This is a genomic window from Proteus cibi (genome assembly GCF_003144405.1).
In the GTDB taxonomy this organism is placed as follows: domain Bacteria; phylum Pseudomonadota; class Gammaproteobacteria; order Enterobacterales; family Enterobacteriaceae; genus Proteus; species Proteus cibi.
This window is the reverse complement of the sequence record NZ_PENW01000008.1, coordinates 1-23503: the sequence shown is the minus strand read 5'-3', so window position 1 is coordinate 23503 and position 23503 is coordinate 1. Positions and strand designations below refer to the sequence as shown.

At 38.0% G+C, this 23503-nt stretch carries 23 protein-coding genes; 11 read left to right on the top strand and 12 right to left on the bottom strand.

Going from position 1 to position 23503, the window contains the following annotated elements:
* Window positions 1-35: 35 nt before the first annotated feature.
* The 5 genes from DK865_RS02720 to DK865_RS02695 all read right to left on the bottom strand — a co-directional run bounded on the left by DK865_RS02720 (window position 36) and on the right by DK865_RS02695 (window position 3113).
* The gene (locus tag DK865_RS02720) at window positions 36-332 is read right to left on the bottom strand and encodes a RusA family crossover junction endodeoxyribonuclease (RefSeq protein WP_109391127.1); all 297 of its coding nucleotides are present in this window, start codon (window positions 330-332) and stop codon (window positions 36-38) included.
* Window positions 329-742: a hypothetical protein gene (locus DK865_RS02715; RefSeq protein WP_109391126.1), complete on the bottom strand. Its 414-nt coding sequence runs from the start codon at window positions 740-742 to the stop codon at window positions 329-331. Before DK865_RS02715 ends, DK865_RS02720 begins: the two co-directional genes overlap by 4 nt.
* A 246-nt stretch (window positions 743-988) precedes the next feature.
* Window positions 989-1714, bottom strand: a complete 726-nt coding sequence (locus tag DK865_RS02710) for an ATP-binding protein (protein ID WP_004243368.1) — start codon at window positions 1712-1714, stop codon at window positions 989-991.
* Complete coding sequence (locus DK865_RS02705; RefSeq protein ID WP_109391125.1) at window positions 1714-2556, bottom strand: hypothetical protein; 843 nt, start codon at window positions 2554-2556, stop codon at window positions 1714-1716. Before DK865_RS02705 ends, DK865_RS02710 begins: the two co-directional genes overlap by 1 nt.
* Window positions 2557-2891: 335 nt before the next feature.
* Window positions 2892-3113 (bottom strand): hypothetical protein, encoded by a 222-nt coding sequence (locus tag DK865_RS02695; RefSeq protein ID WP_109391123.1) that lies wholly within the window; start codon window positions 3111-3113, stop codon window positions 2892-2894.
* 132 nt (window positions 3114-3245) lie between these two features.
* Here DK865_RS02695 and DK865_RS02690 point away from each other — a divergent pair, with 132 nt between their 5' ends.
* The 10 genes from DK865_RS02690 to DK865_RS02650 all read left to right on the top strand — a co-directional run bounded on the left by DK865_RS02690 (window position 3246) and on the right by DK865_RS02650 (window position 10583).
* Window positions 3246-3866, top strand: coding sequence for a helix-turn-helix domain-containing protein (locus tag DK865_RS02690; RefSeq protein WP_069368903.1), 621 nt, complete (start codon window positions 3246-3248; stop codon window positions 3864-3866).
* 333 nt (window positions 3867-4199) lie between these two features.
* Window positions 4200-4937 carry an ORF6N domain-containing protein gene (locus tag DK865_RS18780; RefSeq protein WP_228407717.1) on the top strand — a complete coding sequence of 246 codons (738 nt, stop codon included), beginning with the start codon at window positions 4200-4202 and terminating at the stop codon, window positions 4935-4937.
* A 220-nt stretch (window positions 4938-5157) separates the two neighbouring features.
* Window positions 5158-5319, top strand: a complete 162-nt coding sequence (locus tag DK865_RS18705) for a hypothetical protein (protein WP_194295172.1) — start codon at window positions 5158-5160, stop codon at window positions 5317-5319.
* Window positions 5306-7027, top strand: a complete 1722-nt coding sequence (locus DK865_RS02680; protein WP_109391122.1) for a PD-(D/E)XK nuclease-like domain-containing protein — start codon at window positions 5306-5308, stop codon at window positions 7025-7027. Before DK865_RS18705 ends, DK865_RS02680 begins: the two co-directional genes overlap by 14 nt.
* Window positions 7028-7072: 45 nt before the next feature.
* Window positions 7073-8155, top strand: a complete 1083-nt coding sequence (locus DK865_RS02675) for a RecT family recombinase (RefSeq protein ID WP_109391121.1) — start codon at window positions 7073-7075, stop codon at window positions 8153-8155.
* A 44-nt stretch (window positions 8156-8199) separates the two neighbouring features.
* Window positions 8200-8457, top strand: a complete 258-nt coding sequence (locus DK865_RS02670; RefSeq protein ID WP_109391120.1) for a helix-turn-helix transcriptional regulator — start codon at window positions 8200-8202, stop codon at window positions 8455-8457.
* Between the two features lie 66 nt (window positions 8458-8523).
* Window positions 8524-9237: a hypothetical protein gene (locus DK865_RS02665; protein WP_109391119.1), complete on the top strand. Its 714-nt coding sequence runs from the start codon at window positions 8524-8526 to the stop codon at window positions 9235-9237.
* A 34-nt stretch (window positions 9238-9271) separates the two neighbouring features.
* Entirely contained in the window at window positions 9272-9745 is a 474-nt protein-coding gene (locus DK865_RS02660; RefSeq protein WP_109391118.1) for a class I SAM-dependent methyltransferase, read from the top strand.
* Window positions 9742-10383, top strand: a complete 642-nt coding sequence (locus tag DK865_RS02655) for an MT-A70 family methyltransferase (RefSeq protein WP_109391117.1) — start codon at window positions 9742-9744, stop codon at window positions 10381-10383. The genes DK865_RS02660 and DK865_RS02655 overlap by 4 nt, the downstream gene beginning before the upstream one ends.
* Window positions 10384-10385: 2 nt before the next feature.
* Entirely contained in the window at window positions 10386-10583 is a 198-nt protein-coding gene (locus DK865_RS02650; RefSeq protein ID WP_004250849.1) for a hypothetical protein, read from the top strand.
* A gap of 195 nt (window positions 10584-10778) precedes the next feature.
* Here DK865_RS02650 and DK865_RS02640 read toward each other — a convergent pair whose 3' ends face one another.
* The 3 genes from DK865_RS02640 to guaB all read right to left on the bottom strand — a co-directional run bounded on the left by DK865_RS02640 (window position 10779) and on the right by guaB (window position 15322).
* The gene (locus tag DK865_RS02640) at window positions 10779-11975 is read right to left on the bottom strand and encodes a tyrosine-type recombinase/integrase (protein WP_109391116.1); all 1197 of its coding nucleotides are present in this window, start codon (window positions 11973-11975) and stop codon (window positions 10779-10781) included.
* A 218-nt stretch (window positions 11976-12193) separates the two neighbouring features.
* Window positions 12194-13771, bottom strand: coding sequence for a glutamine-hydrolyzing GMP synthase (gene guaA, locus DK865_RS02635; RefSeq protein ID WP_109391115.1), 1578 nt, complete (start codon window positions 13769-13771; stop codon window positions 12194-12196).
* An 84-nt stretch (window positions 13772-13855) separates the two neighbouring features.
* Entirely contained in the window at window positions 13856-15322 is a 1467-nt protein-coding gene (gene guaB / locus DK865_RS02630) for an IMP dehydrogenase (protein ID WP_023581923.1), read from the bottom strand.
* 169 nt (window positions 15323-15491) lie between these two features.
* Here guaB and xseA point away from each other — a divergent pair, with 169 nt between their 5' ends.
* Entirely contained in the window at window positions 15492-16874 is a 1383-nt protein-coding gene (xseA, locus tag DK865_RS02625) for an exodeoxyribonuclease VII large subunit (RefSeq protein WP_109391114.1), read from the top strand.
* Between the two features lie 104 nt (window positions 16875-16978).
* On the opposite strand, the gene DK865_RS02620 is transcribed toward xseA, so the two are convergent.
* From DK865_RS02620 to DK865_RS02605, 4 genes are all read right to left on the bottom strand, one after another.
* Window positions 16979-19222: a TonB-dependent receptor gene (locus tag DK865_RS02620; RefSeq protein ID WP_109391113.1), complete on the bottom strand. Its 2244-nt coding sequence runs from the start codon at window positions 19220-19222 to the stop codon at window positions 16979-16981.
* A 165-nt stretch (window positions 19223-19387) separates the two neighbouring features.
* Window positions 19388-21556, bottom strand: coding sequence for a S9 family peptidase (locus DK865_RS02615; protein ID WP_109391112.1), 2169 nt, complete (start codon window positions 21554-21556; stop codon window positions 19388-19390).
* A 27-nt stretch (window positions 21557-21583) separates the two neighbouring features.
* Window positions 21584-22393 (bottom strand): energy transducer TonB family protein, encoded by an 810-nt coding sequence (locus DK865_RS02610; RefSeq protein WP_023581919.1) that lies wholly within the window; start codon window positions 22391-22393, stop codon window positions 21584-21586.
* 18 nt (window positions 22394-22411) lie between these two features.
* A complete protein-coding gene (locus tag DK865_RS02605; RefSeq protein WP_109391111.1) occupies window positions 22412-23281 on the bottom strand; it encodes a ChaN family lipoprotein in 870 nt (289 codons plus the stop codon).
* Window positions 23282-23503: the final 222 nt, after the last annotated feature.

Here is a 23503-nt window from a genome sequence, read left to right as displayed (position 1 = left end):
ATATCATTCAACGATTAATTAACTCAGTCACTAACTTAACGAATGGTAATAAGTTCATGATTTTCTGTATTTTCAGGTAACGTTACCCCTATCTTTCCCTGTTCACCCCAAAGCTTTGACGCGCTGATATTCCACACCCTACAATCTTCATCAAAGATGGCGTCCATAACGGCTTTAATCAGGTTATCAACATCAGGTAACGTAAAACGGTTAACTCTCATCTCGTCACAAAAAGCGTGGTACTTAACGACAGCGGATCGTTTCTTCCATGCGTCACGTTGTGTCATACGTGGCTTTGGTACAGGATTGATATAATAAATTTGCTGTTTCATGCGCATACCGCCACCAGCATTGCGTTCATACGGTTATGAATATCAGCAATCTTTCCATGCTGTAATGGCGGTATGCTCTTTCTGACGTAGGTTAGTGAGCCTTTCTGACAGATAACATGCTTATCCGTAGGTTTTGCTGGCTTCTTGGTCATTAGAGAGGCTTCTTTTTTGATATCTAAATCACGTAGACGCTCCATGTAATCAGGCGCTAGCGTGTATACATAACCAATTCCGACTACCGCTTTGCGCTCAACAACCGCACATTCAACCAACTTGATCAACGCATAATTGGTCGTTGAGCGATTTTTCTTACCATCCAGCTCTGAGGCAATCTCGGTTATTTCGTTAACTGATAACGGTTTTTTCTTGTCATGTAATATTTCAACAACAAAATCCTGCATAAATTTCATATACGATAACCCTTAAGAGATTAATCATTATGGTTAATATATCCAATCTGGTTATGTTTTCAAGTATAAAAAAACAGAGTTTTTAATTAAACTCATACCTACTTAAAACGCTCTCAAATCGTCTATACGCTGTTTTCACCACTCAGTCACTCAATCGCATACCTACAACAAATAAAACTCACCAGTGTTTATTACGCTAAGGATTTTGATATCCAATAATCCCTATTCGATTTTTAGTTTACGGAATTACTTAACTAAACGCCGATAGCTTTGCCATGTGAAATTTATCGTTGTTGGATTTCCCATTCTGAGTCGATCTATTACTCGCTCATCCAACACTTTTGATAACTGGGTATAGTTTAGGTTTGTAAGCACCCCAACAGGCTTTTTGTTTGCTAGTCTTCGATCCACCACTTGAAATATAATTAATTCCTCATTGAGGTTTCCACGTTGCACACCCACATCATCAAGCACTAGCAAATCAACATCACACAGATCATCTATCAGTTTTGACTCTGTCGTTTTAGCATCCTTTTGATAGGTTTCACGAACCTTCATCATTATGTCAGGCAGTGTAGCGATCAGAATACTTTTCCCTTTTTGGATAATGTGGTTGCCTATGGCTGACGCTAAATGATTTTTTCCAGTACCAGGATTACCACTGAAAATGAACCCACCAAATGATTTACCAAATTGCTCTGCGTATCTCTTAGCTTTGTACAATGCTCTTTGTTGGTCTTCACATGTAACGTCATAATTATCGAATGAACAATTTTGGTGTAATGGGCTAATACCTGATCTACCCATGATTTTATTTAAACGAGCTACGCGGTTTTCATTTGCGATCCTCATTGAATCAATCTCACCCTGCTCTCGTTGCCATGCCATTAATTCAGCAGAGGTAGTAAATTTGGGTTTAATATGCTCAGGCATTATTCGCTTTAGCCTTGCTAAGGTTGATGATGCAGTCATCAGAAGTCCTCCGGTATAAACTCATCGTTCTTTTGAGGTTGAATGATCCGTTGTGGTGGTGAAACGTTTGGTTTGAATAGTCCTTGCCAGCCATTGGTAATGGTTTTGCTAATTATTTCTTCAGGTGAAAAACCTAACTCATAACACTCAGTGAGTAATTTTATTTGTCCACTGAACGTTTGTTTGGATTTTATCGGATGCTTGATTTCCTTTCGGTACTCAATCCACTTCTCCCAAACTTCAGGATTTAGCCAATCAGGTATTTTTTCTTCCAAGATATTAAAACCTCGCTTTTGTACCGACTTTTTTTTCAAGGGGGGTTTAGGGGGTTTTATATCTTGTTCTTGTTCCTGCTCCTGTTCTTGGCTTCCGAGGGGCTTTGAAGCCCCTTCCAAGCCCCTTTCATTTTTTATCGATGATTCTCTTGCAGAACTTAAATTAAAAGCATCTTTGTATTTATCATAAAACATTGATAAGAACTGATTTTTAGGCTGAGACTCATACTCTCTTTGTATGCCAATACATCGGTTGTCAGAAGACTTTAAAGATGATGCTATTTGATATTTTGCCATTTCTATCACCCAAACAACTTCAGCGCCCTCATCATAGTGGCAAAAACCGGCTTCAATGCACCTTTGAAGCCCCTTCGAAGCCCCTTCAAAGCCTAGCCCTGTTTCGTGCGCCATATAGATAATAGGTAGGTAATACATGCCGATCATATTGGCGTGAGGATTGGTTAATAAGTACATAGAGACAATAAGTGCTTCATGCCCTTTTTCTCTTATTTCCTTACCTGTTTTTCCTATCCAAAATTGTGGGGAAACTTTTCCATAGTCACGCATAAAACACCATTCACTTAGCGCTGTTAATTAATTGCTTTAACACAGAGCGATAGACTGTTGAATTTTCAAAGTTGCATGTAACGCAAACACCGTTACAAACGTAACGTTCAGCAACATGACCGTTCTTGCATTTCTTACCTGTGAAAAATTTTCCAAGCCCTTTTGAAGCAGCTTCTTTTCGACTAATAATCTCCATTTCAGCCTCATTTGATTATGTGTATGTGCAAATGCTATCCGTTATTTTAAAATAGATCAACCTAAAAAGACTTATTGGTTATTGATAAGAAGATAAGGACCACCGAAGTGATCCTTATCTATAAACAGCCTTTGAATTATTATCGAATAAAGAAATTGATTAACTGCTCTCTGGTTGCATCTGCACCAAACTCAATACAGACATCATATAACCTATTGAGTTTTCTTAATGAAGGCTTGCGTTTTGCGTATCTTAGCTGATGCGATAGATACAATTGGCTATACCCAACTTTTAGTGAAAACTCTTCTCTTTGCTTAATCGTTAAGCTATTCCAAAATTTTTTAAAGTCGAAAACTTTCATACATTCACCTAATTGATTAACCTAACCATGATAATAATCAACTTGGTACTTTACCAAAAGGGTTATTTATCTATTTAATACACCATAAGTTAATCAAATTTGTATAAAGAATAGACACCAAAGGACTTGGAAATGAAAAGCATTGCTGAAATTAGAAAAGATAATCTGATTTATATTATTGAGCGTTATTACGAAGGTAAGCAAAAATTACTGGCTGATGCTCTTGGTGTAGCACCAAGCATGATCTCTCGTTACCTATCGCCAAAAGATTTAAAAAGTCACCGTGAACTAACTGACCCAATGTCACGTAAAATTGAATACGTAACAAAAATATCTAAATATTGGATGGATGTAGATCATCTAAAAATCGGTCACGTTGAGTCAGAAAATGAAGAATATATTCCAACAGAAATTGGAAAAATAATTTCAGATAATATTACGACATTCATGCTAAAAGACGGTATCAAATCAAGAGTGAAACTCGCCATTGATTCTGGGTTAGCTCAATCAACCGTAAATCGCATTATCAATTGTGAAGCCAGCGCCACCGCTGAAAGCATTGATGCTATTGCAAAAGCAATGGATCGCCAAGCATACGAACTACTAATTCCTAAAAATAACAAAAGCGATATCAATTACGATAGAAAGTTATATGCTAGATTACCTGCAAGCGAACAATCAGCAATTGAAAATTTTATTGAGTTTATTATCAATAAACACCATCCAAAAGACCTTGAGTCATCAGCTGAATAACGCAAAAAACAACCAAAATGGTTAATTTTATATTTTACATTAATTAACCGTTTTGGTAATTTACATTCCCTTATTTATGCGCCATAGTGATTATACATCAGCAAAATCTGATGTCGGGATTGGTCTCCTGTTTAAACATCTTGTCGCATAACCGCGCCTTGCGGTTTTTTTGTTTGTACAGTCACATTTATTCAATGGTGGGCTGTACGGGGGCATCGAGAGATGCGCCGGTTTATGCGTCATGATGTCCGGTAAGACCAACCTCGTACAGTTCACCACCAAACAGATTGGTCTCTGTGGTGGTGTTTGACCTAACCTAACAAGGTAAACATCATGACAAATTTAGATATTTCTATCTCCCATGTATCTCATTTACCATCGATTATTCATAATAATTCACCTGTAGTTACCACAGAATCGCTTGCTAATTTATACGGAACAGAATCAGATTACATCCGCAAAAATTACAGTCGTAATTCTCAGCGATTTGTTGCAGGGAAACACTTCTTTTTACTTGAAAGTACCGAATTACGGGAGTTTAAACACAGCATGTCTTTAAGACCTTCTGTGAAAATAGCTCGCAATGTTCGCTCCCTCATGTTATGGACAGAACGTGGTGCTGCACGCCATGCGAAAATGCTAGATACAGATCGTGCATGGGATGTATTTGAAATTTTAGAAGATAACTACTTCACTAAACATAAACCTAATACTCGTATTGGTAGCTCATTACCAAACAACGCCTCAACAGAAGAATTACTGGCACTTGTCGATCAGTTACAGCGCACCATCCATGAAGGTGAGTTTATTCCGGCTGGGCAAATTGCTAAAGAATATAGTTTTCCTCGCACTCGCAAAAATCGTATCGAATTACTTGATGATTTTATGCACAACCCAAAGAAAGATGTTTTATACAATCTTCTCACCTACCTAAAAAAAGACGGTCACAACGTTGATGAAGCAGAAAGAACATTACGTTGGGTTCGTGAATCACTATTAGAAATGACTCAAACTATCAAAGATATACAGTTACATAGTCAATATATTGAGCATCGATTAAAAGGATTCTAATGGCTTCTTAGGCACCAGTTCATTCTGGTGCCTTTTTGACCTTACTCACATTTTCATATCCATTTTGGTAAATTATTTATTTTTCATGGTTGACAATGGTTAATTTATGGTTATGATTAAAAACAAAGGTTAACCAATTAGGTTAATGGCTCTTTAACAATATGGATAAAAGAGACTGATTTTTTAATGCGCTCAGACATAACCAATTTGGTGATTAGTCATGATCTTTTATATCAAAGACGGTAAGCATGTATTTACCTTATCTGGCTTAAATGAGTCACAGGCATTTGACAATTTTAAAGCTGGTATTGAGTGGGCTTATGTAAGAAAGCTCGCATTACAAACAGAACAATTGGTAGGTAAACAAAATGTCAGACACTAAGCACTTAAATGTGTTGATTGCAAAAGCCCTTTTACTTAACCAAGATATTACTGATAGTGAACAAGTAGATGCGCTAACAGCTCATATCAATGGTGATATTGAAAAAGAAGAGTTTAAGCAATATGACCACTTTATTAATATCACGCTACTTGCACTTTCATTGGTTCCTAATATCAGTAGTGAACTTAGTGAAGAGCAAATCGTTAACGCTATTATGTCATTTATTGATAACCCTGATATGCGTAGCGTTCGTCATAGAGTTAATCACTTTAACTCATTAATAAATCCAAAAACCACCTCAAATGAGGTAGAAAAAAAGGAAGCACCTCAGGAAGAGGTGATTTTTCATGCCAGCACTGATAACCAAAACGGTCAATACAAGGAGGCGGAAGATATTCCAAAGGAAGAAAATGACCAGCCTGCTTATTTTGAACCTGGTCGTTATCCCGATATTCCTAACGAGGTGTATCACAGTTCAAACGGCATCAGTAGTTCGATGCTAAAAGATGCTCGTATTAGTTTGATGTATTACGAGTTACGCCATGTAACAAAAGTCATTGAGCGTGAAAATAAGCATTGTTTCGACTTAGGTAGTGCATTTCACACGTTAACAATGGAACCTGCAAAGTTTGATGCTGAATTCAGTGTTAAGCCAATTATTCCAGAAGATGCCTTTACAACAACGGAAACAATGAAGTCATGGATTGACGAATACAACAATAAGTTGCCTAAGAAGCTCTCACAAGATGAGTTAAAAGCAATTATTGAAGAACATAATGCCACTCTGACACCGCAACTTTCCACCAGCGGAAAAGCCGAAGAGCTAGGTCAGATATACATGCAGTTGCCCGATGAATTTAAAGCCATTCCAGAGGATGGGAAATTCACAGGTGCAGCAATGAAAGCCTGTATCAAAGCCTATAACGATACTTTGCCAATACCATTGAAAACCTCAGGTAATACAGAAGCATTACTTGAGCAGATAAACAGCGTTAACCCTGAGTTATATTTGGCAGAAACAAATAAACCTGAGCCACTTAGAAAACCCGTCAAAAAAGATGATCTCATGCAGGTCATTAAAGAAGTTAACCCTAATGCTATATTTGAGGATGAAATCATTAGCCAATGGCTTAGTGATGATTCAAAAATTCATGTTCAAACCGTTGACTATGGAATGGCAAATAACATGCGTAACGCTGTTATGAACCACAAAGAAGCATCCAGTTTATTAAATCACCCTAACCGTGTATCAGAAGTGAGTTACTACGGCATTGATGAAGATACTGGTCTTGAAATTCGTGTTCGTCCTGATATCGAAATTCAAACAGAAAATAACCGATTAGGTTTTGACCTCAAATCAGTAGCACTTGGTCGATTTAAACAAGATGCCATTGAAGCCATGATCCGCAGAGAAATCATTAATCGCGATTATCACATCAGTGCAGCTATGTATTGTGATGTGGCAATGCTGGATCAGTTCTTCTGGATATTCGTTAACAAAGACGAGCATTACCACTGGGTCGCTATCGTTGAAGCCTCTCCTGAATTACTTGAACTAGGTCGCGTTGAGTACAAAAAGACACTACGTGATATCCGTGAAGCTATGGATACAGGATATTGGCCAGCGCCTATCACCACTACTCTCACTATCGGTATCACTGACTTTGAGCAGAGAAAGTTAGAAGAACTGCAAAACGAAGTCGCTTAATAAAAATGCGCTTGAACAATCAGGCGCACGCTTGGAGTAAATATTATGTCAGAAGTAGCCACTATCGATCAGAGTAACAACCTAGCAGTATTCAACCCAGATAAGTTAAGTAGCCTAATTGAGTTTTCAAAAATAATGGCTAAAGGGAAAATTACGGTACCCGAACATTTGCGTGGTAATGATTCGGATTGTTTAGCCATTACTATGCAAGCCATGCAATGGGATATGAACCCATTTGTTGTGGCTCAAAAAACCTATACCGTTAATGGTGTTCTTGGGTATGAAGCGCAATTAGTAAACGCCTTAGTATCAAGCTCAACGGCTATTCAAGGTCGCTTTCATTATGAATATAGTGAAGCTGGTTGGGAAAAACTAACCAAAAGCAAAGAAATCACAAAACAACGAAACGGCAAAGACTATTCATTTCGTGTTCGTGATTGGACTGATGCAGATGAGCATGGTTTATGGATACGTGTAGGGGCAATTCTTCGCGGTGAAAGTGAAATTACGTGGGGAGAGAAAATTTACCTATCTAGTGTTGTTACTCGCAATTCCCCTCTATGGTCAACAAACCCAAAACAGCAGTTAGCGTATCTCGCTGTAAAATATTGGGCGCGTCTTTATTGTCCAGAAGTTATTTTGGGTGTGTATACGCCAGAAGAACTTGAAGATCGTCCGATTAAAGACATCACTCCACCAAAAGAACGTGTCAGCATTAATGAAATCACCAATCAGCAACAGCCAATCAATGAAGAACCGGTAAAAGAAGCTCAAGGCGAGTTTGTACCTAAGTTCGATGCGCAAGCCTTTAGATTAGCTATTGATGATGTTCAAACTGTCGAAGATGCTAAAAATATTCGCGCAGAAATTGAGAACTTAAAAAATGAAATGGGGATCAACCTGTTTACTGAATTAAAAAATAAAGCAGTACAGGCATACCACCGTATTGATGCACGTAATGCCCTAGAAGCTTCTATCAACTCACTTCCTGAATCTGGCTCACCAGAAGCCACCGAAGCATTTGAAAAAGTAGACAAGCTACTTAAATCAAGCAAAAGAAAACTTGGTGATGAGTTATATGAGACCTTTTCTATCACGCTTGATGATATGCGCCCTGAATACCAGTGATCCTATTTAAAGCGGAGTGACACAGCTCCGCAAGGAGTTTAAATATGAATATTAAATTACCTATCAAACCTATTCGAATGCCTGATGTTTTAAAAAAAACAGGGCTTTCTCGCTCAACTATTCGCACCTTAGAGAAGAAAGGTGATTTCCCAAAGCGTATGTATTTATCGGTGCGCTGTGTTGCCTGGGAAGCTGAAGAAGTTGATGAGTGGTTGAAAAAACGTTCTCAATCAAGAGAGACACCCAAGTGTTACACCGAACGTAAGCGTAATGAAGCTGGGCAGTTTGTGAGTGATTGCTAGAATAGTATGATAGTGGAATAGTCACATGGATGTGAGTATAATTTCTGCTTTAAATAAGGAGGGTTTATGAAGCGGAATATTGATGATTTCGACGGAATGAAAGATTTTATTATTAGCATTATTACCGTACTTGCTTGGGTACTAATTGGAACAATTGTCATTATTGGTTATTTCACCATAGAAACAAAAGGTGAAGGCATAATACTAAGCTATATATCAACAATATTCACTGCAATTTCATCACTAGGAATCGCAGCCACTATAGGCGTTTATTTTTGGCAAAAAAAAGCAGAGGATAATAAGCAACATGACATTAATAAAAAATTACTCCCATATATAATAAAAAAAAGCGAATCAATTATAAATATAATATCATCTATATATAGGCATATTGGTGAGATAGAAACAAATGCTTCAGTATATATACATAATGATAAATTAGCATTATATTGTCTATCAGAAAATAATGGTAACATTAATGAGGTTATTAATCTAAAATGCAATGAACATGATGATTTTATAAATAATAATAAAATAATGATAGATTATAATATATATTTATTTATCATAGAATATGAGTCATGCTATAGTCGCGCATTAAAAGAAATTTATGAATTTGTAAACATCTGGAATAACTATGATGATTATGTTCTTGAGTATGGAGATGTAGCTAACAGTAAAGAAGATCTAATAAATGAACTTAAATCTGCTCTTGTCTCATATGAAATTCATATAACTAAACAAAGAAATTTATTACAACAAAAAAAACACCTGCACTAGCAGGTTTTTTTATACCTAAAATTCAGAGGATACAATGAAACCAATACTTGATATGTGTTGTGGCTCTCGTATGTTTTATTATGATAAACAAGATGACCGTGTTTTATTTAATGATATTAGAGCTGAAGAACATATTTTATGTGACGGGAGAATTTTAAATATAACACCAGATATTATTTCTGATTTTAAAAATCTTCCATTTCCTAATAATACATTTTATCAGGTGCTATTTGATCCACCTCATTTAATTAGAGTTGGTAAAAATAGCTGGATGTTTAAAAAATACGGTTCGTTAAATAAAGACTCATGGAGAGAAGATTTAAGTGAAGGGTTTAGTGAAGCATTTAGAGTGCTTAAGCCTGGAGGAACATTGCTGTTCAAATGGAATGAAACCCAAATACCCGCTAAACAAATTTTAGCACTAACAGACCAAAAACCAACAGCAGTACAGCGTGTAGGGAAAAATGATAAAACACACTGGATAGCATTTTATAAAGGGAACGAATGAAAAAATACGACCTTATCTATTGTGATCCACCGTGGGATTACAAAAATAAAGTTTCAAACGGTGCTGCTAAAAATCATTATCCAACAACCTCCCTCTTCAATTTAACCCATATCCCTATTCATTCTATTGCATCTGATAACGCAGTTCTTGCCATGTGGTATACAGGTAATTTTGTACTCGAGGCTATTAAATTAGCCGAAGCGTGGGGCTTTAAAGTGCGCACAATGAAAGCTTTTACTTGGGTTAAGTTTAACCATTTAGCGTGGCAACGAATTGATAAGGCGATTCAAAACGGCGAGTTATTTGATTATCACGACCTGTTTGAACTATTAGATGCTGAAACAAAAATGAATGGAGGTAACTACACCAGAGCCAATAGTGAAGATGTTTTAATCGCTACTCGAGGCAATGGATTACAACGCATTAGTGCTAGCGTTAAACAAATCGTATTTAGTTGTTTAGGTGAGCACAGCGAAAAGCCGTGGGAAGTAAAAAACCGTCTTGAACAATTGTACGGTGATGTTAATCGCATTGAGCTATTTGCTCGTGACATGTCACAAGGTTGGGATGCATGGGGTAATCAATGTCCTAACAACAGTATCGAACTTATCAATTCTCATTTTATTTGTAAGGAATAAATATGCCTGATATCGCAGATGATGCTAATGACTTAACGGATCTACAAATCAACACCGCATTAGCAAACAGAGAGCCACCAGCAAAAAGCTTAACGGGATTTTGTATCTGGTGTCGTGAAGAGCCTGTAACAGAGAACAGCGCTTACTGCTCTAAAGAGTGTGGTGATGATCACGCTCAGTACAAAAGGAAAAACGGCTAATGATTATTTTACTCACATTATTAGCTGTGTACTTATGGCTTGCTGGATATCTGTTTTCAGAGTCTAAGCACGAAAGCGACAATATAAAAGATATTGTGGCCAGATTGTTTTACTCCACAATCTGGCCTGTTGTTGGTGTGCTTTACCTGTCGTCACTACTTGCTTATAAAACACTTGGCGAAGAATGACTGAGCGTTAATCTTTCTCTTTTATCCATTCATCCACCATATCAGCCCACTCTTGTAACATCTTCCTGCGCTGTTCAGCATATTCAGCCTTGTTATAAACGGCTCTAACGCCATTTTGAACGTGTGCTAAACATTTCTCTATCCAATCTGAGTTATAACCTGCTTCGTGCAATAGCGTGCTTGCCGTGCGTCGTAAATCGTGAACAGTAACAGGTTCGAACTCAATACCTTTTTCATTGATACGTTTTACGGTCCCATCAATCACGTTATTCAATGCAGCATTAGAAAGTGGCTTTTTAATATCATATCGACCAGGCATTAAGTAATTGCTTCCCATCGCACAAACTTTCATACCGGTTAAGATATCCATTGCCTGGTCAGAGAGATAAATAACATGCTCTTTTCTCCCCTTCATTCTCCCTTTGGGGATCACCCATTGTCTATTTTTAAAGTCTATTTCATCCCATGTAGCGTGAATAAACTCAGACTTTCTGACTAATGTCAGCAAGACAAACTTAACAGCCAATTTTAAGGTTGGATAACAACTATAGTTTTCTAGTTCACGAAATAAGATACCGATTTCTTTCGGTGACATTGCCCTTTCTCGTGCTTGAAAAGTCCCTATGGAAGATGCCTTTATTGCATCTGCTGGGTTACTAATTTCATAACCTCTATCTATAGCGTAAGTAAAAACAGAGCCAACAATCTCACGTACTTGTAATGCGGTCGCTTTTGCGCCCCTATCCTTTATCTTTTCACACAATGCTCTAAGCCGTGGTGTGGTGATCTCTTCTAGCTGAAGCTTGCCGATTACAGGATAGATTTCTTTTTCAATAATTGCTTCTTTCATGGCCCTTGTAGAGTCAGCATATTGGGCATCATTAAGAAAATTGACGGTATAGTCTTTGAATACCGTCCCTATTTTTTTACTCTCAATACCGTCACGTTTCTTTGAAGCTGGCGATATTCCTGCATTTAGTAGCCTTTTTGCTTCAATTAATTCCGCTCTTGCTTCTGCAAGCGTGATACCGTCAGCACTGTATCGACCAAAAGTAACCGTTTCTCTCCTTCCATTAAAACGATAATCATATCTAAATGAAATAACACCACTTTTTGTCACTGCAACGTATAAACCATCTCGATCAGACACTTTATAAAGCTTGTCTTGTGGCTTTAAACTTCTTAGTTTTGTATCGGTCAGCATGCTATAACCTCAATGCTGATACCGTCAAATGACAGCAAATTCATGACGGTATCAGTGTCTTAATTTTATAATTTATATTTTGATACCGTCTACTATACCGTCATTTTTTTCGGTTCTTGTCAACCATTACTAACCATAGAAAACAAAAAAGCCACCAGTAACTTACTGATGGCTATTGGTTTTTTAACCTTTATCAACTATTGCTGATAAACGGTAGTTTATTCCCACTCAATAGTTGCTGGTGGTTTACCGCTAATATCATAAACGACGCGGGAGATACCACTAACTTCATTAATAATGCGGTTAGAAACACGGCCCAAGAAGTCATAAGGTAAATGAGCCCAATGCGCTGTCATAAAGTCCACAGTTTCCACTGCACGTAATGAAACGACCCAGTCATATTTACGACCGTCGCCCATAACGCCCACTGAACGCACGGGTAAGAACACGGTAAATGCTTGGCTTACTTTGTTATATAGGTCAGCTTTATGCAATTCTTCAATAAAGATAGCATCAGCACGACGTAATAGATCACAGTACTCTTTCTTGATTTCACCTAATACACGAACCCCTAAACCAGGTCCTGGGAATGGGTGACGATAAAGCATATCGTATGGTAAACCTAACTCTAAACCAATCTTACGCACTTCATCTTTAAACAGTTCTTTTAATGGCTCAACTAAGCCCAGTTTCATATCTTCTGGTAAACCACCCACGTTGTGGTGCGATTTAATCACATGAGCTTTGCCTGTTGCTGATGCCGCTGATTCAATCACATCAGGATAGATAGTACCTTGTGCTAACCATTTAACTTGTGGCTGTTTAACGGCTTCTTCATCAAAGATTTCAATAAATGTATGACCAATGATTTTGCGTTTTTTCTCAGGATCGTTTTCGCCTTTTAACGCAGTTAAGAAACGATTTTCAGCTTCAACATGAATAATATTTAGGTCAAATTTACCTTTAAACATTTCCATGACTTGTTCTGCTTCATTCAGACGCAATAAACCGTTGTCCACAAATACACATGTTAAACGCTTACCAATCGCACGATTTAACAGTAATGCAGTCACTGAAGAGTCAACACCGCCTGATAACGCTAAAATAACGTGATCATCACCAATTTGCTCTTTTAAACGAGCAACAGTGTCTTCAATAATTGCAGCAGAAGTCCACAGAGCATCACAACCACAGATATCTAAAACGAAACGTTTTAAAATAGCTAAACCTTGGTGAGTGTGTGTCACTTCTGGGTGGAATTGAACACCATAAAAGCGTTTCTCTTCATTCGCCATAATAGCAAATGGACAAGTTTCCGTGCTGGCTACAGTGACAAAGTCTGATGGAATAGCGGTAACTTTGTCACCGTGGCTCATCCACACATCTAATAATGGTTTGCCCTCTTCGCTAACTGAATCTTGAATATCATTGAACAGTGCACAAGTTTCACGAATTTCAACTTGTGAATAACCAAATTCACGCTCACCCGAAACTTCGACGTCGCCACCTAATTGCATTGACATCGTTTGCATACCATAACAAATGCCTAATACAGGAACACCTGCATTAAATACGTATTCTGGCGCACGAGGGCTGTTATCTTCAGTCGTACTTTCAGGGCCACCAGACAGAATAATACCATTAGGATTAAATTCACGAATTTGTTCTTCTGTAACATCCCATGCCCAGAGTTCACAATAAACGCCGATTTCACGGATACGACGAGCAATAAGCTGCGTATACTGTGAACCGAAATCAAGGATAAGAATGCGATGATTATGGATATTTGCTGTCATTTGTGGTGAATTCCAAAACAGATAAAGTCATAAAGTTGAAAGGCTTGCTAATTTATCATCCAAACAAGCCTTTCTCGAAATAAATTACATACCTAAGCGATAATTAGGTGATTCTTTTGTGATGGTCACATCATGAACATGGCTTTCTTGAATACCAGCACCACTGATACGGACAAATTCAGCTTTGGTATTCAATTCTTTAATTGTTGCGCAGCCTGTTAAGCCCATGCATGAGCGTAAACCACCCATTTGTTGGTGAACAATCGTTTTCAATAAACCTTTATAAGCAACACGGCCTTCAATACCTTCTGGTACTAATTTGTCTGCTGCATTGTCAGTTTGGAAGTAACGATCTGATGAACCTTTAGACATTGCACCTAATGAACCCATACCACGATAGGATTTATAAGAACGGCCTTGGAACAGTTCGATTTCACCTGGAGATTCTTCAGTACCGGCAAACATTGAACCAACCATAACGCAAGCTGCACCTGCGGCTAATGCTTTTGCGATATCACCAGAGAAACGAATACCACCATCTGCAATAACAGGAATATTGCGATCTTTCAGTGCGTCAACTGCATCTGCAATAGCGGTAATTTGTGGTACACCAACACCTGTTACGATACGTGTTGTACAAATTGAACCAGGACCAATACCAACTTTAACCGCACTCACACCTGCATCAGCCAATGCTAAAGCACCTTCTGCAGTTGCAACGTTGCCACCAATAATAGGGAGATTTGGATATAATGCACGAGTATCACGAATACGCTGTAATACGCCTTCAGAGTGACCATGAGAAGAGTCTATAAGTAAAACGTCAACGCCAGCGGCAACTAATGCTGCTACACGCTCTTCGTTACCCGCACCGGCACCAACAGCAGCACCTACACGTAAACGACCGTGTTCGTCTTTACATGCGTTTGGTTTACGTTCTGCTTTTTTGAAGTCTTTTACAGTGATCATACCTTTCAGGTGGAAGTTGTTATCAACCACTAAGGCTTTCTCTACACGTTTTTCATGCATTCTTTGCATAACAACGTCACGTGCTTCGCCTTCTTGTACAGTCACTAAACGCTCTTTGGGTGTCATTACCGCAGTAACAGGTTGGTCTAAATCAGTAACAAAACGAACATCACGACCAGTAATAATACCCACTAATTCGTTGTCCTTTGTCACAACAGGGTAACCCGCAAAGCCATTGCGTTCAGTCATTGCTTGAACTTCACGTAAAGAAGTTTCTGGTGTTACGGTGATAGGATCAGTGACAACCCCACTTTCATGTTTTTTCACACGACGAACTTCTTCAGCTTGACGTTCGATAGACATGTTTTTGTGGATAAAACCAATTCCACCTTCTTGAGCTAATGCGATAGCTAAAGGCGCTTCAGTCACAGTATCCATTGCAGCAGAAAGCATAGGAACATTTAGGCGGATTGTTTCAGTCAGTTGAGTAGATAAGTCGGCAGTATTAGGAAGAACAGTGGAGTGTGCAGGAACTAACAAAACATCATCAAATGTAAGTGCTTCTTTTTTAATTCGTAACATAGCAATATCTCACCAAGGCGGCTTTTAGGAAATAGAAAATATTGCCGCGGAATTATACACACCGTAATCGGTTGCTTCTAGCTTTTTTTCAAAATTTTTATTGATCCTGCCACTAACTTAGGTAGTATCAATCAATTAAGTCTTTGTTTTAAAATTTGATCTGGCTCACATGACACTACCGATAAACAATAATATTTTTACTGTTAGCCGTCTAAATAAGACCGTTCGCCAGTTATTAGAAATGGAAATGGGTCGCATTTGGATCAGCGCTGAAATTTCCAATTTTACTCAACCCTCTTCTGGTCACTGGTATTTTACGTTAAAAGATACTCATGCCCAAATTAGAGCAGCGATGTTTCGTGGGCAAAATACTAAAGTGACTTTTCGCCCTCAGCATGGTCAGCAAGTCTTAGTTCGCGCAACAATTACCTTGTATGAACCACGAGGCGATTACCAATTGATTGTTGAGAGTATGCAGCCTGCTGGGGACGGACTCTTACAACAACAATTTGAGCTCTTAAAACAAAAACTCAGTGCAGAAGGGTTATTTGATGCTATTCATAAAAAACCCCTGCCATCACCCGCTAAACAAATTGGTGTCATCACGTCATCAACAGGAGCAGCACTACACGACATCTTAAATATTCTTCGGCGTCGTGATCCTTCTTTGCCTGTCCTTATCTATCCAACCGCAGTTCAAGGTGTTGAAGCGCCTATGCAGATTGTTCATGCCATCGAACTTGCTAATCGCCGTAAAGAGTGTGATGTCTTAATTGTTGGTCGTGGTGGCGGTTCGTTAGAAGATCTCTGGGCGTTTAATGATGAGCGTGTTGCTCGTGCTATTTTTGCCAGTGAAATTCCAATTGTAAGTGCCGTTGGTCATGAAACCGATGTGACCATTGCTGATTTTATTGCCGACCTTAGAGCCCCTACTCCCTCTGCTGCAGCAGAACTCATTAGTCGTAACAAACTTGAGCTATTGCGCCAATTACAATCACAACAACAACGCCTCGAAATGGCAATGGATTACTATTTAGCGAAAAAATTACGCGCAATAACACAGCTTCATCATCGTTTGCAGCAACAGCATCCTCATTTACGTCTTGCTCGTCAGCAAAATATATTAGCTTCCACACAACAGCGTTTAGTTACTCGTTTTCAGCAGCTATTGCAAGCCAAGCAACATCAACAAACACAACTACAAAAACGCCTTAATTACCAAGACCCTAGTTCACAAATCCAAGCATTACTTCGCCAACAACAGCAGTTGATTTACCGTATACGAGAAAGTATTTCACAACAGTTATCTCGTCAACGTGAACAATTCGCTATTAGCTGTTCTCGTTTAGAAAGTGTGAGCCCTCTCGCAACGCTTTCTCGCGGTTACAGTATTAGTGAAACAGCGTCTGGAGATGTGCTGAAAAATACCAAACAAGTAAAAGTGGGTGATCCCCTAAAAACCCGTGTTGAAGATGGTTGGATCACCAGTGAAGTGGTTAAAACACAAAAGATAAACGCTAAACGTAAAACAGCCTCTAAAAATGATAATTAGCCCTATCAAATGGCTTTTTAATATAAATACAAAAGAAAACGGCATCAGAATAATGTTGATGCCGTTTTTTATTATTTATACTTTAAGATAATCATTACGTTATATTAAAAACGCACTTCCCCTGCAAATAAGTAACTTCTACCGCGAGCCGTCTGTGTGTTAGCACCTGGATCTTGCATAATTGGTGATGAATTACTTTTATCAAGCGCATTAGAATAATTTTTATTCATTAAATTATGCACAGCAAATTTCAATGAGACATTTTTATTAATTTGATAATTACTGTAAACGTCAATTATCGTTGGGATTTTTTCTTGTTCGACCATAGGTACTATACCTAAATCGTAGTCTATTCCTTCCGGCGCAGATTTACGTGATTTACCTGTTATTTGGATCACCGTGCCTAACTCTAATGACCTGTCATCAAAGAAGCGAACACCAGTATCAATAGTGGCATAATATTTAGGTAATTCGGAGGCCGGTGTTTGCCCAAAATCAGTACTGGCAATTGAAGTCGGTTGAGATGTTCGCTGATCGCTATAAGAAAGGTTCGTGTAAAATACGCCTGCATCATAATTGGCTTGAAGTTCATAACCGCGTAAAGTGACAGGCTTAAGGCTATTAGTATACAGGAAAATATTGCCATCATATTCGATTCCCGCATAATCTTCATTGGTTAAAGAACCATCATTTTTACAACGCACACCACCTTTGCACACAAAATAAGAGTCACTGGAAATATAGTTTTTAATTTTTGTGTGATACCACAATCCTTTAAATCGTAAGCTATCGCCTTCAATAATCAAATCTGGACGATAGCTATTAAAACCCATTTGAACAGTATCGGCTTTTTCACTTTTTAAAAAGGGGTTCATTGAAGCACCACCTTCATTGGCAAAGAAGATCTCTTGTGATGTCGGTGCTCTCATCGTTTGTGCATAGCTTACAAATGGCTGAAATTCTGGAATAATTTCAGCAGACAGTAGCATTCCTGGGTCCCAATTTCTATCATGCCGATTGACATTCATTTCACCTTCAGGGAAACAGGCTGCGGTTGGATCGCAAGCCGGTTTACGTCCTTTAATATGATAATCGACATAATTTAGATTGAGATCCAACGTATAAATATCGTATTCAAATTTCATTTGTGTGAAGAAGCTGGTTAAATCGTTTTTTCCTTGCGGTGCAAACGTATTATATTCAACCATATTTTGTGATTGCCATGGATCAGTAGAGGGGGCAATAACACTACGTTTGTATTCTGTTGACATTAATTTTGAACCAAGCGTTAATGCCATATCCAATTCGCCGTAATGAAAGCGACTGGTATTTTTAGCCACTAATGAATCAGAGATATTTTCTGCATTTGCATTACGCAAACTCATTAAAGAATCGCCCTCAAATTTTTGAGAGGCTTGGCTGTGACTTAAACGAATTTCACTATCAAAAATGTCATTTAATGGCGTATAACGATATTTTGCATAATAATCTTTAGCATCAATTTTACGTCGATTAAATTTATTATTATAAAATCGACCACTTAATTCTAATTCATGAGAATCATTAGGTTTAATATTAATTTTCGCCAATTCTGAATGTGGTTTTTGATTAAAGTGTTTATTAGTGGCAAACTCTTCACTATTAAATCCTGCACCATTCTTATAAGACGATTCTATTTTATGCCCACTTAAAGCAAGCATTGCGCCAACTGAACCATTATCATTAAATAGAGAACGTTGCCCTGCAAAAGCAATCATACCGTTATAGCCTAGACCATTAGTGCCACCAGCAGCTTTACTTCTTATTCCCCATGAATTCCCTTTAAATAAAATATCGTCTACACCAATGGTTTTAAAGTTCGCGCTACCCGCCAACGCATTAATGCTATTTTCACCATCTTGTTGACCGCGCGAAATATCCACTTGAATAATAAAGTTTGGGTCAAGCATGCTATTAAATTGATTGTAGGGTTGACCGCCATGGCTAATTTGACTAGGGGATGTGCTATACATAGTTTGGGTGACACCATCTACCATCATATTCACGCGCCCAAATCCACTAAGCCCGCGAATATTGACACTAACGCCTGGTTGGCTGACGTCCATTTGAGTATACGTTCCTGGCGTTGAGCGTAATGCTTGTTCTACAGATTCAAGATTATTAATTTCACCAATCGCGCTATAAGCTCCAGGTTTTCCCAATGCTTTCTGTTCTGGCGTTTCTTTTTGTGCTGATGAAACTTTTAAGCTACTGAATTGAATTGCTTTATCTGTTTCAGATGCGATAGCAAGATGATTAGCACCTGAGAATAAAATAAGAGTGCTAAGTATTTTCCTTGTAAATTTCATAATAAACCTATTCTTTATTTTTATTTAAATAGGCTCACGTTGCTTTATATAAAGTGATTAAACTAGAAAATATTATTATTGTTATATCCGATTTAAATAATAGCACTGCCTCTCTTAAAGAGAGACAGGCTAATTTATTAAACTTATTTATTATAACTGACTATTCTATTTTATATTCTGAGTTTTAAAATAGACTTCAGGTTGTTCTAACATCAGAATAAAGGCATATTCTTTTGCTGTATCACGTAAGCGATTAAAACGTCCTGATTTACCACCATGCCCTGCACTCATATTAGTATCAAGTAATAGTAGGTTATTATCTGTTTTTAATTCACGCAATTTAGCAACCCATTTTGCAGGCTCCCAATATTGTACTTGTGAATCATGTAATCCTGTTGTGACTAATAAATGAGGATAAGCTTTAGCAACCACATTATCGTATGGGCTATACGATTTTAAGCGAAAATAAACTTCTTTATCCGCAGGATTTCCCCACTCTTCATATTCCCCTGTAGTTAAAGGAATTGAAGCATCAAGCATGGTTGTCACAACATCTACAAATGGCACTTGAGAAACAACACCACGGTATAATTCAGGCGCCATATTCACAACAGCGCCCATTAATAATCCGCCGGCACTGCCCCCCATTGCATAAACGTGTTTAGGTTCACCATAACCGTTCTCAATAAGGGATTTAGTCGCATCAATAAAGTCAGTAAAAGTATTAACTTTATGTTCCATTTTACCTTGGTTATACCAACGCTTACCTAATTCACCACCACCGCGGACATGCACAATCGCATAAACAAAGCCTCTGTCTAACAAACTTAAACGAGGTGAACTAAACGAAGGATCAATACTGCTACCGTAGGAGCCATAGCCATAAATTAAGATAGGGTTTTCACCTTTCTTAAATAAGTCTTTGCGATAAACCAATGATACGGGAACGTCAACACCGTCTTGTGCTTTTACCCAAATACGCTCACTTTCATACAAATCACGTTCAAAGCCTTTTACTTCTTGTTGTTTAAGTAACTGCTTTTGATGCGTTTGCATATTCCATTGATAAGTTGAAGACGGCGTTGTCATGGAAGTATAACCAAAGCGGAGCTCTTCGCTATCCGCTTGCGGGTTAAATCCTAGCCATGCCATATAAACAGGATCGTCAAACGTAACATGCGTTGATTGACCTGTTTTCCAATCAATTTGACGTAATGACACAAGACCTTGTTTTCTTTCTTCAACAACCAACCAGCGATTAAAGAGATCAAAACCTTCTAAATCGACCTCTTTTTGTGGTGCAATGACCGTTTCCCAAGGTTTATCAATTGATGCTGTTTTATAAAGACCAAACAATTCACTCTCATGATTTGAACGAATATAGAATTCGCCATTGAAATGGTCGATATCATATTCACGCCCTTCTTGACGTTCAGAGAAAATGACCATCGGTTTTTCTGGTGCATTTGCGTCAATTAAACGAGATTCTGAGGTTGTTGAGCTTTCAATAGAGACAAGAATGTAATCTTCAGATTTGCTTTTACCCATCCATGTATAAAAACGATCGTCGTTTTCTTCAAAGATTTTGACATCTTGTTTACGGTCAGTGCCATATTGATGGCGATAGATTTGATAAGGCAGTAGCGTTTGCGGATCTTTATCAACATAAAATAGTGTTTTGCTATCATTTGCCCACACTAAGTTTGCTGAGATATTAGTTAACACATTCTCTTTCCATGTGTTATCCGATAAATCTTTATAGGCAACATTATAGTTTCTGCGCCCTTCTTTATCTTCTGCAATAGCAATACGTTTGTTATCTGGGCTGATTGTCAAATCACCTAATTGATAGAATTCATGCCCTTTAGCACGTTCGTTTCCATCAACAAGAACTTCCCATTCACTTTCGCTATTTACGGGTTTACGCTGATAAATAGGGAAATCTTTACCTTCTTGGTAAATAGTACGATAAGTATAACCATTATAAATGTAAGGTACTGACTCATCGTTTTGTGCCATACGGCTTACCATCTCATTGAAGAGTGTTTCTTCAAGGGCTTGACCTTCTTTCATTACTGATTCGGTATAAGCATTTTCCGCATTCAGATAATCAAGCACTTTAGGATCTTTGCGTGAATCATCTCGTAACCAATAATAATTGTCAGTGCGAGTATCTCCATGATCTGTCATCACATGAGGTACTTTATTCGCTTTTGGTGGCATCACTAGGGAGTCCTTCTGATTTTGAGCCAATGCAGGTGTTGCTGAAATTAATAATGCCATGATCGCACTTGTTAATTTCAACGTCATCCGTTTTTTTGTTGCGATTAGCATAACGTTTTATTTCCTTTTGACCTGTCGTTAGAACGTTAGTGTAGAAAACTCAATTGGCATTTCAACCATTATTTTACCTTTCGATAATAACTCTATCGGCGGTATAGGTAAGGGTTCAGCACGTTTGAGCACTCTTTGTGCCTCTCTGTCTAAGGAACGCACACCACTACTAAGAATTAATTCACTCGATATGACATAACCTTGTTCATCAACAATAAAGCGCACTTTAGAGATACCCGTTCTGCCTTTGCTTTTTGCTTCTTCAGGATAGGCTTTATAACGATTAAGGTGCCCTTTTGTTTTAGCTTGCCATAAGGCTAATGCGCTTTCTGAACTATCTGAATCGCTGTCATAATTTGCACTAACATCATTAGATTGCTGTTTCGCCACGGATCGACTGCTTGAAGGTGCTGACTGACTAGACACATTTTCACTCATTGTAGGCGCTGGATTTACAGGAGCGGTAACGGGTGTCACTTTAGCTGATTGCTCTACATTAACCCTTTTTTTAGGTTTTTCGATAAGAATATCGGCATTTTCATTCACAATCAGGTCAGGTTGTTTTTCAGCAACGTCTTGCTCTACTTTTTTTTGGCTGGCGACAGAAAGTTGTTGATCTACGCCTACAACCTGTTTTTCATCACTGAGTGCTTGTACGTTTTCACTTAAGCTCATCATGACCGCTAATTCAGGCTCATGTATAAATACCGTATTCTCTTTATTGAAATAAAAATAAACCACGACAAAAATAGCATGCACACCGATAGCCAAAATAAAGGCTTTAAAACTACAAAGCTGAAATTTTGGTATTTGATCTATACAAGAGGAAATAAGCATATTCGTGTTATCAATAAATTAAGGTAATGCGACAGGTGTTATCCAAAGATAATCGGCATGAATTGAAGTCACATCACTTCCCTCTTCCGTCATTATCACGACCGTCACCTTTTCATTTGGCGCGAGATCCGCAACGTGTAAAGGTACCCCCATCACTTTTGTAGCATGAAAAGAACCCGCGATTAAAAGTGCAGGTGTCGGAGCATCTAATAAACGTTTAGCCATTGCACGATCACGCAATTGCTGAATGATCGTCATTTTTTCTGCTTGTGTTTTATCAAGCTCTCCACCATGAGAAAGCTCGATTGTTTTTTGAATAAGTTGACGAACAGATGCATCAGTTGAATGCACACCATCAATAATAGGAGGGTTTTTATACGCACTAGATATTTCACTGCGATCAATATTTGCCGCTAATAAAGGATAATCAGCGCTTAGCCCTGTTTTAACAATATTGCCATACCATTTCCAAGGCCAACCGGAATTCCATTTTAATGCCGCCATTAATCGCTCATCTCGTAGATATTCAGAGCCGGAATAACGCTGCTTTGTATTATCCACTAATGATTGCTGGCTGGGTGTTAGCATCTCAAGTAAAACCGCGCCTTGAGGGCGTTTTTTAGGTAATTCTGTCATTAACCAATATTCAATATCATGATGATAAGCATTGTCATGTTTTTCACCAATAATCACATGTGATTGGCTTGCTAATCGTGTTAACAGTGTATCTGCTGTGATAGATTGCCCAGTCTGAGTATCAATGATATTAGCCGACTGAATAATAGCCAGATCTACGGTTGATACAGGTTGTTTTTCTATCGAATGACATGCTGAAAGACTGATTAATGAAACGAGTAGTAAAATCCTTTTTGATATTGAGAAAAACATAATCATCCTATTAGTTATATATACCTACTGTAGTTAGACAAATAGGTTAGTATTATTGCTAATAATTATCAATATCATTTTGATATTAATTTGCATTTAATGACTTTATATCTATTAGCGTATAAAAAAAGCGCCTGATAATATGAACTGCACCCCAAAAGTTGGACACCAACTTTGGGGTGTTTTTCTATGGCTAAATATTCTCTTGATTTTAAACTAAAT

Excerpts from the sequence above, each read along its gene's own strand:
- DK865_RS02720 (WP_109391127.1), bottom strand. The coding sequence starts at position 332 with ATGAAACAGCAAATTTATTATATCAATCCTGTACCAAAGCCACGTATG.
- DK865_RS02715 (WP_109391126.1), bottom strand. The coding sequence starts at position 742 with ATGAAATTTATGCAGGATTTTGTTGTTGAAATATTACATGACAAGAAA.
- DK865_RS02710 (WP_004243368.1), bottom strand. The coding sequence starts at position 1,714 with ATGACTGCATCATCAACCTTAGCAAGGCTAAAGCGAATAATGCCTGAG.
- DK865_RS02705 (WP_109391125.1), bottom strand. The coding sequence starts at position 2,556 with ATGCGTGACTATGGAAAAGTTTCCCCACAATTTTGGATAGGAAAAACA.
- DK865_RS02695 (WP_109391123.1), bottom strand. The coding sequence starts at position 3,113 with ATGAAAGTTTTCGACTTTAAAAAATTTTGGAATAGCTTAACGATTAAG.
- DK865_RS02690 (WP_069368903.1), top strand. The coding sequence starts at position 3,246 with ATGAAAAGCATTGCTGAAATTAGAAAAGATAATCTGATTTATATTATT.
- DK865_RS18780 (WP_228407717.1), top strand. The coding sequence starts at position 4,200 with ATGACAAATTTAGATATTTCTATCTCCCATGTATCTCATTTACCATCG.
- DK865_RS18705 (WP_194295172.1), top strand. The coding sequence starts at position 5,158 with ATGATCTTTTATATCAAAGACGGTAAGCATGTATTTACCTTATCTGGC.
- DK865_RS02680 (WP_109391122.1), top strand. The coding sequence starts at position 5,306 with ATGTCAGACACTAAGCACTTAAATGTGTTGATTGCAAAAGCCCTTTTA.
- DK865_RS02675 (WP_109391121.1), top strand. The coding sequence starts at position 7,073 with ATGTCAGAAGTAGCCACTATCGATCAGAGTAACAACCTAGCAGTATTC.
- DK865_RS02670 (WP_109391120.1), top strand. The coding sequence starts at position 8,200 with ATGAATATTAAATTACCTATCAAACCTATTCGAATGCCTGATGTTTTA.
- DK865_RS02665 (WP_109391119.1), top strand. The coding sequence starts at position 8,524 with ATGAAGCGGAATATTGATGATTTCGACGGAATGAAAGATTTTATTATT.
- DK865_RS02660 (WP_109391118.1), top strand. The coding sequence starts at position 9,272 with ATGAAACCAATACTTGATATGTGTTGTGGCTCTCGTATGTTTTATTAT.
- DK865_RS02655 (WP_109391117.1), top strand. The coding sequence starts at position 9,742 with ATGAAAAAATACGACCTTATCTATTGTGATCCACCGTGGGATTACAAA.
- DK865_RS02650 (WP_004250849.1), top strand. The coding sequence starts at position 10,386 with ATGCCTGATATCGCAGATGATGCTAATGACTTAACGGATCTACAAATC.
- DK865_RS02640 (WP_109391116.1), bottom strand. The coding sequence starts at position 11,975 with ATGCTGACCGATACAAAACTAAGAAGTTTAAAGCCACAAGACAAGCTT.
- guaA (WP_109391115.1), bottom strand. The coding sequence starts at position 13,771 with ATGACAGCAAATATCCATAATCATCGCATTCTTATCCTTGATTTCGGT.
- guaB (WP_023581923.1), bottom strand. The coding sequence starts at position 15,322 with ATGTTACGAATTAAAAAAGAAGCACTTACATTTGATGATGTTTTGTTA.
- xseA (WP_109391114.1), top strand. The coding sequence starts at position 15,492 with ATGACACTACCGATAAACAATAATATTTTTACTGTTAGCCGTCTAAAT.
- DK865_RS02620 (WP_109391113.1), bottom strand. The coding sequence starts at position 19,222 with ATGAAATTTACAAGGAAAATACTTAGCACTCTTATTTTATTCTCAGGT.
- DK865_RS02615 (WP_109391112.1), bottom strand. The coding sequence starts at position 21,556 with ATGCTAATCGCAACAAAAAAACGGATGACGTTGAAATTAACAAGTGCG.
- DK865_RS02610 (WP_023581919.1), bottom strand. The coding sequence starts at position 22,393 with ATGCTTATTTCCTCTTGTATAGATCAAATACCAAAATTTCAGCTTTGT.
- DK865_RS02605 (WP_109391111.1), bottom strand. The coding sequence starts at position 23,281 with ATGTTTTTCTCAATATCAAAAAGGATTTTACTACTCGTTTCATTAATC.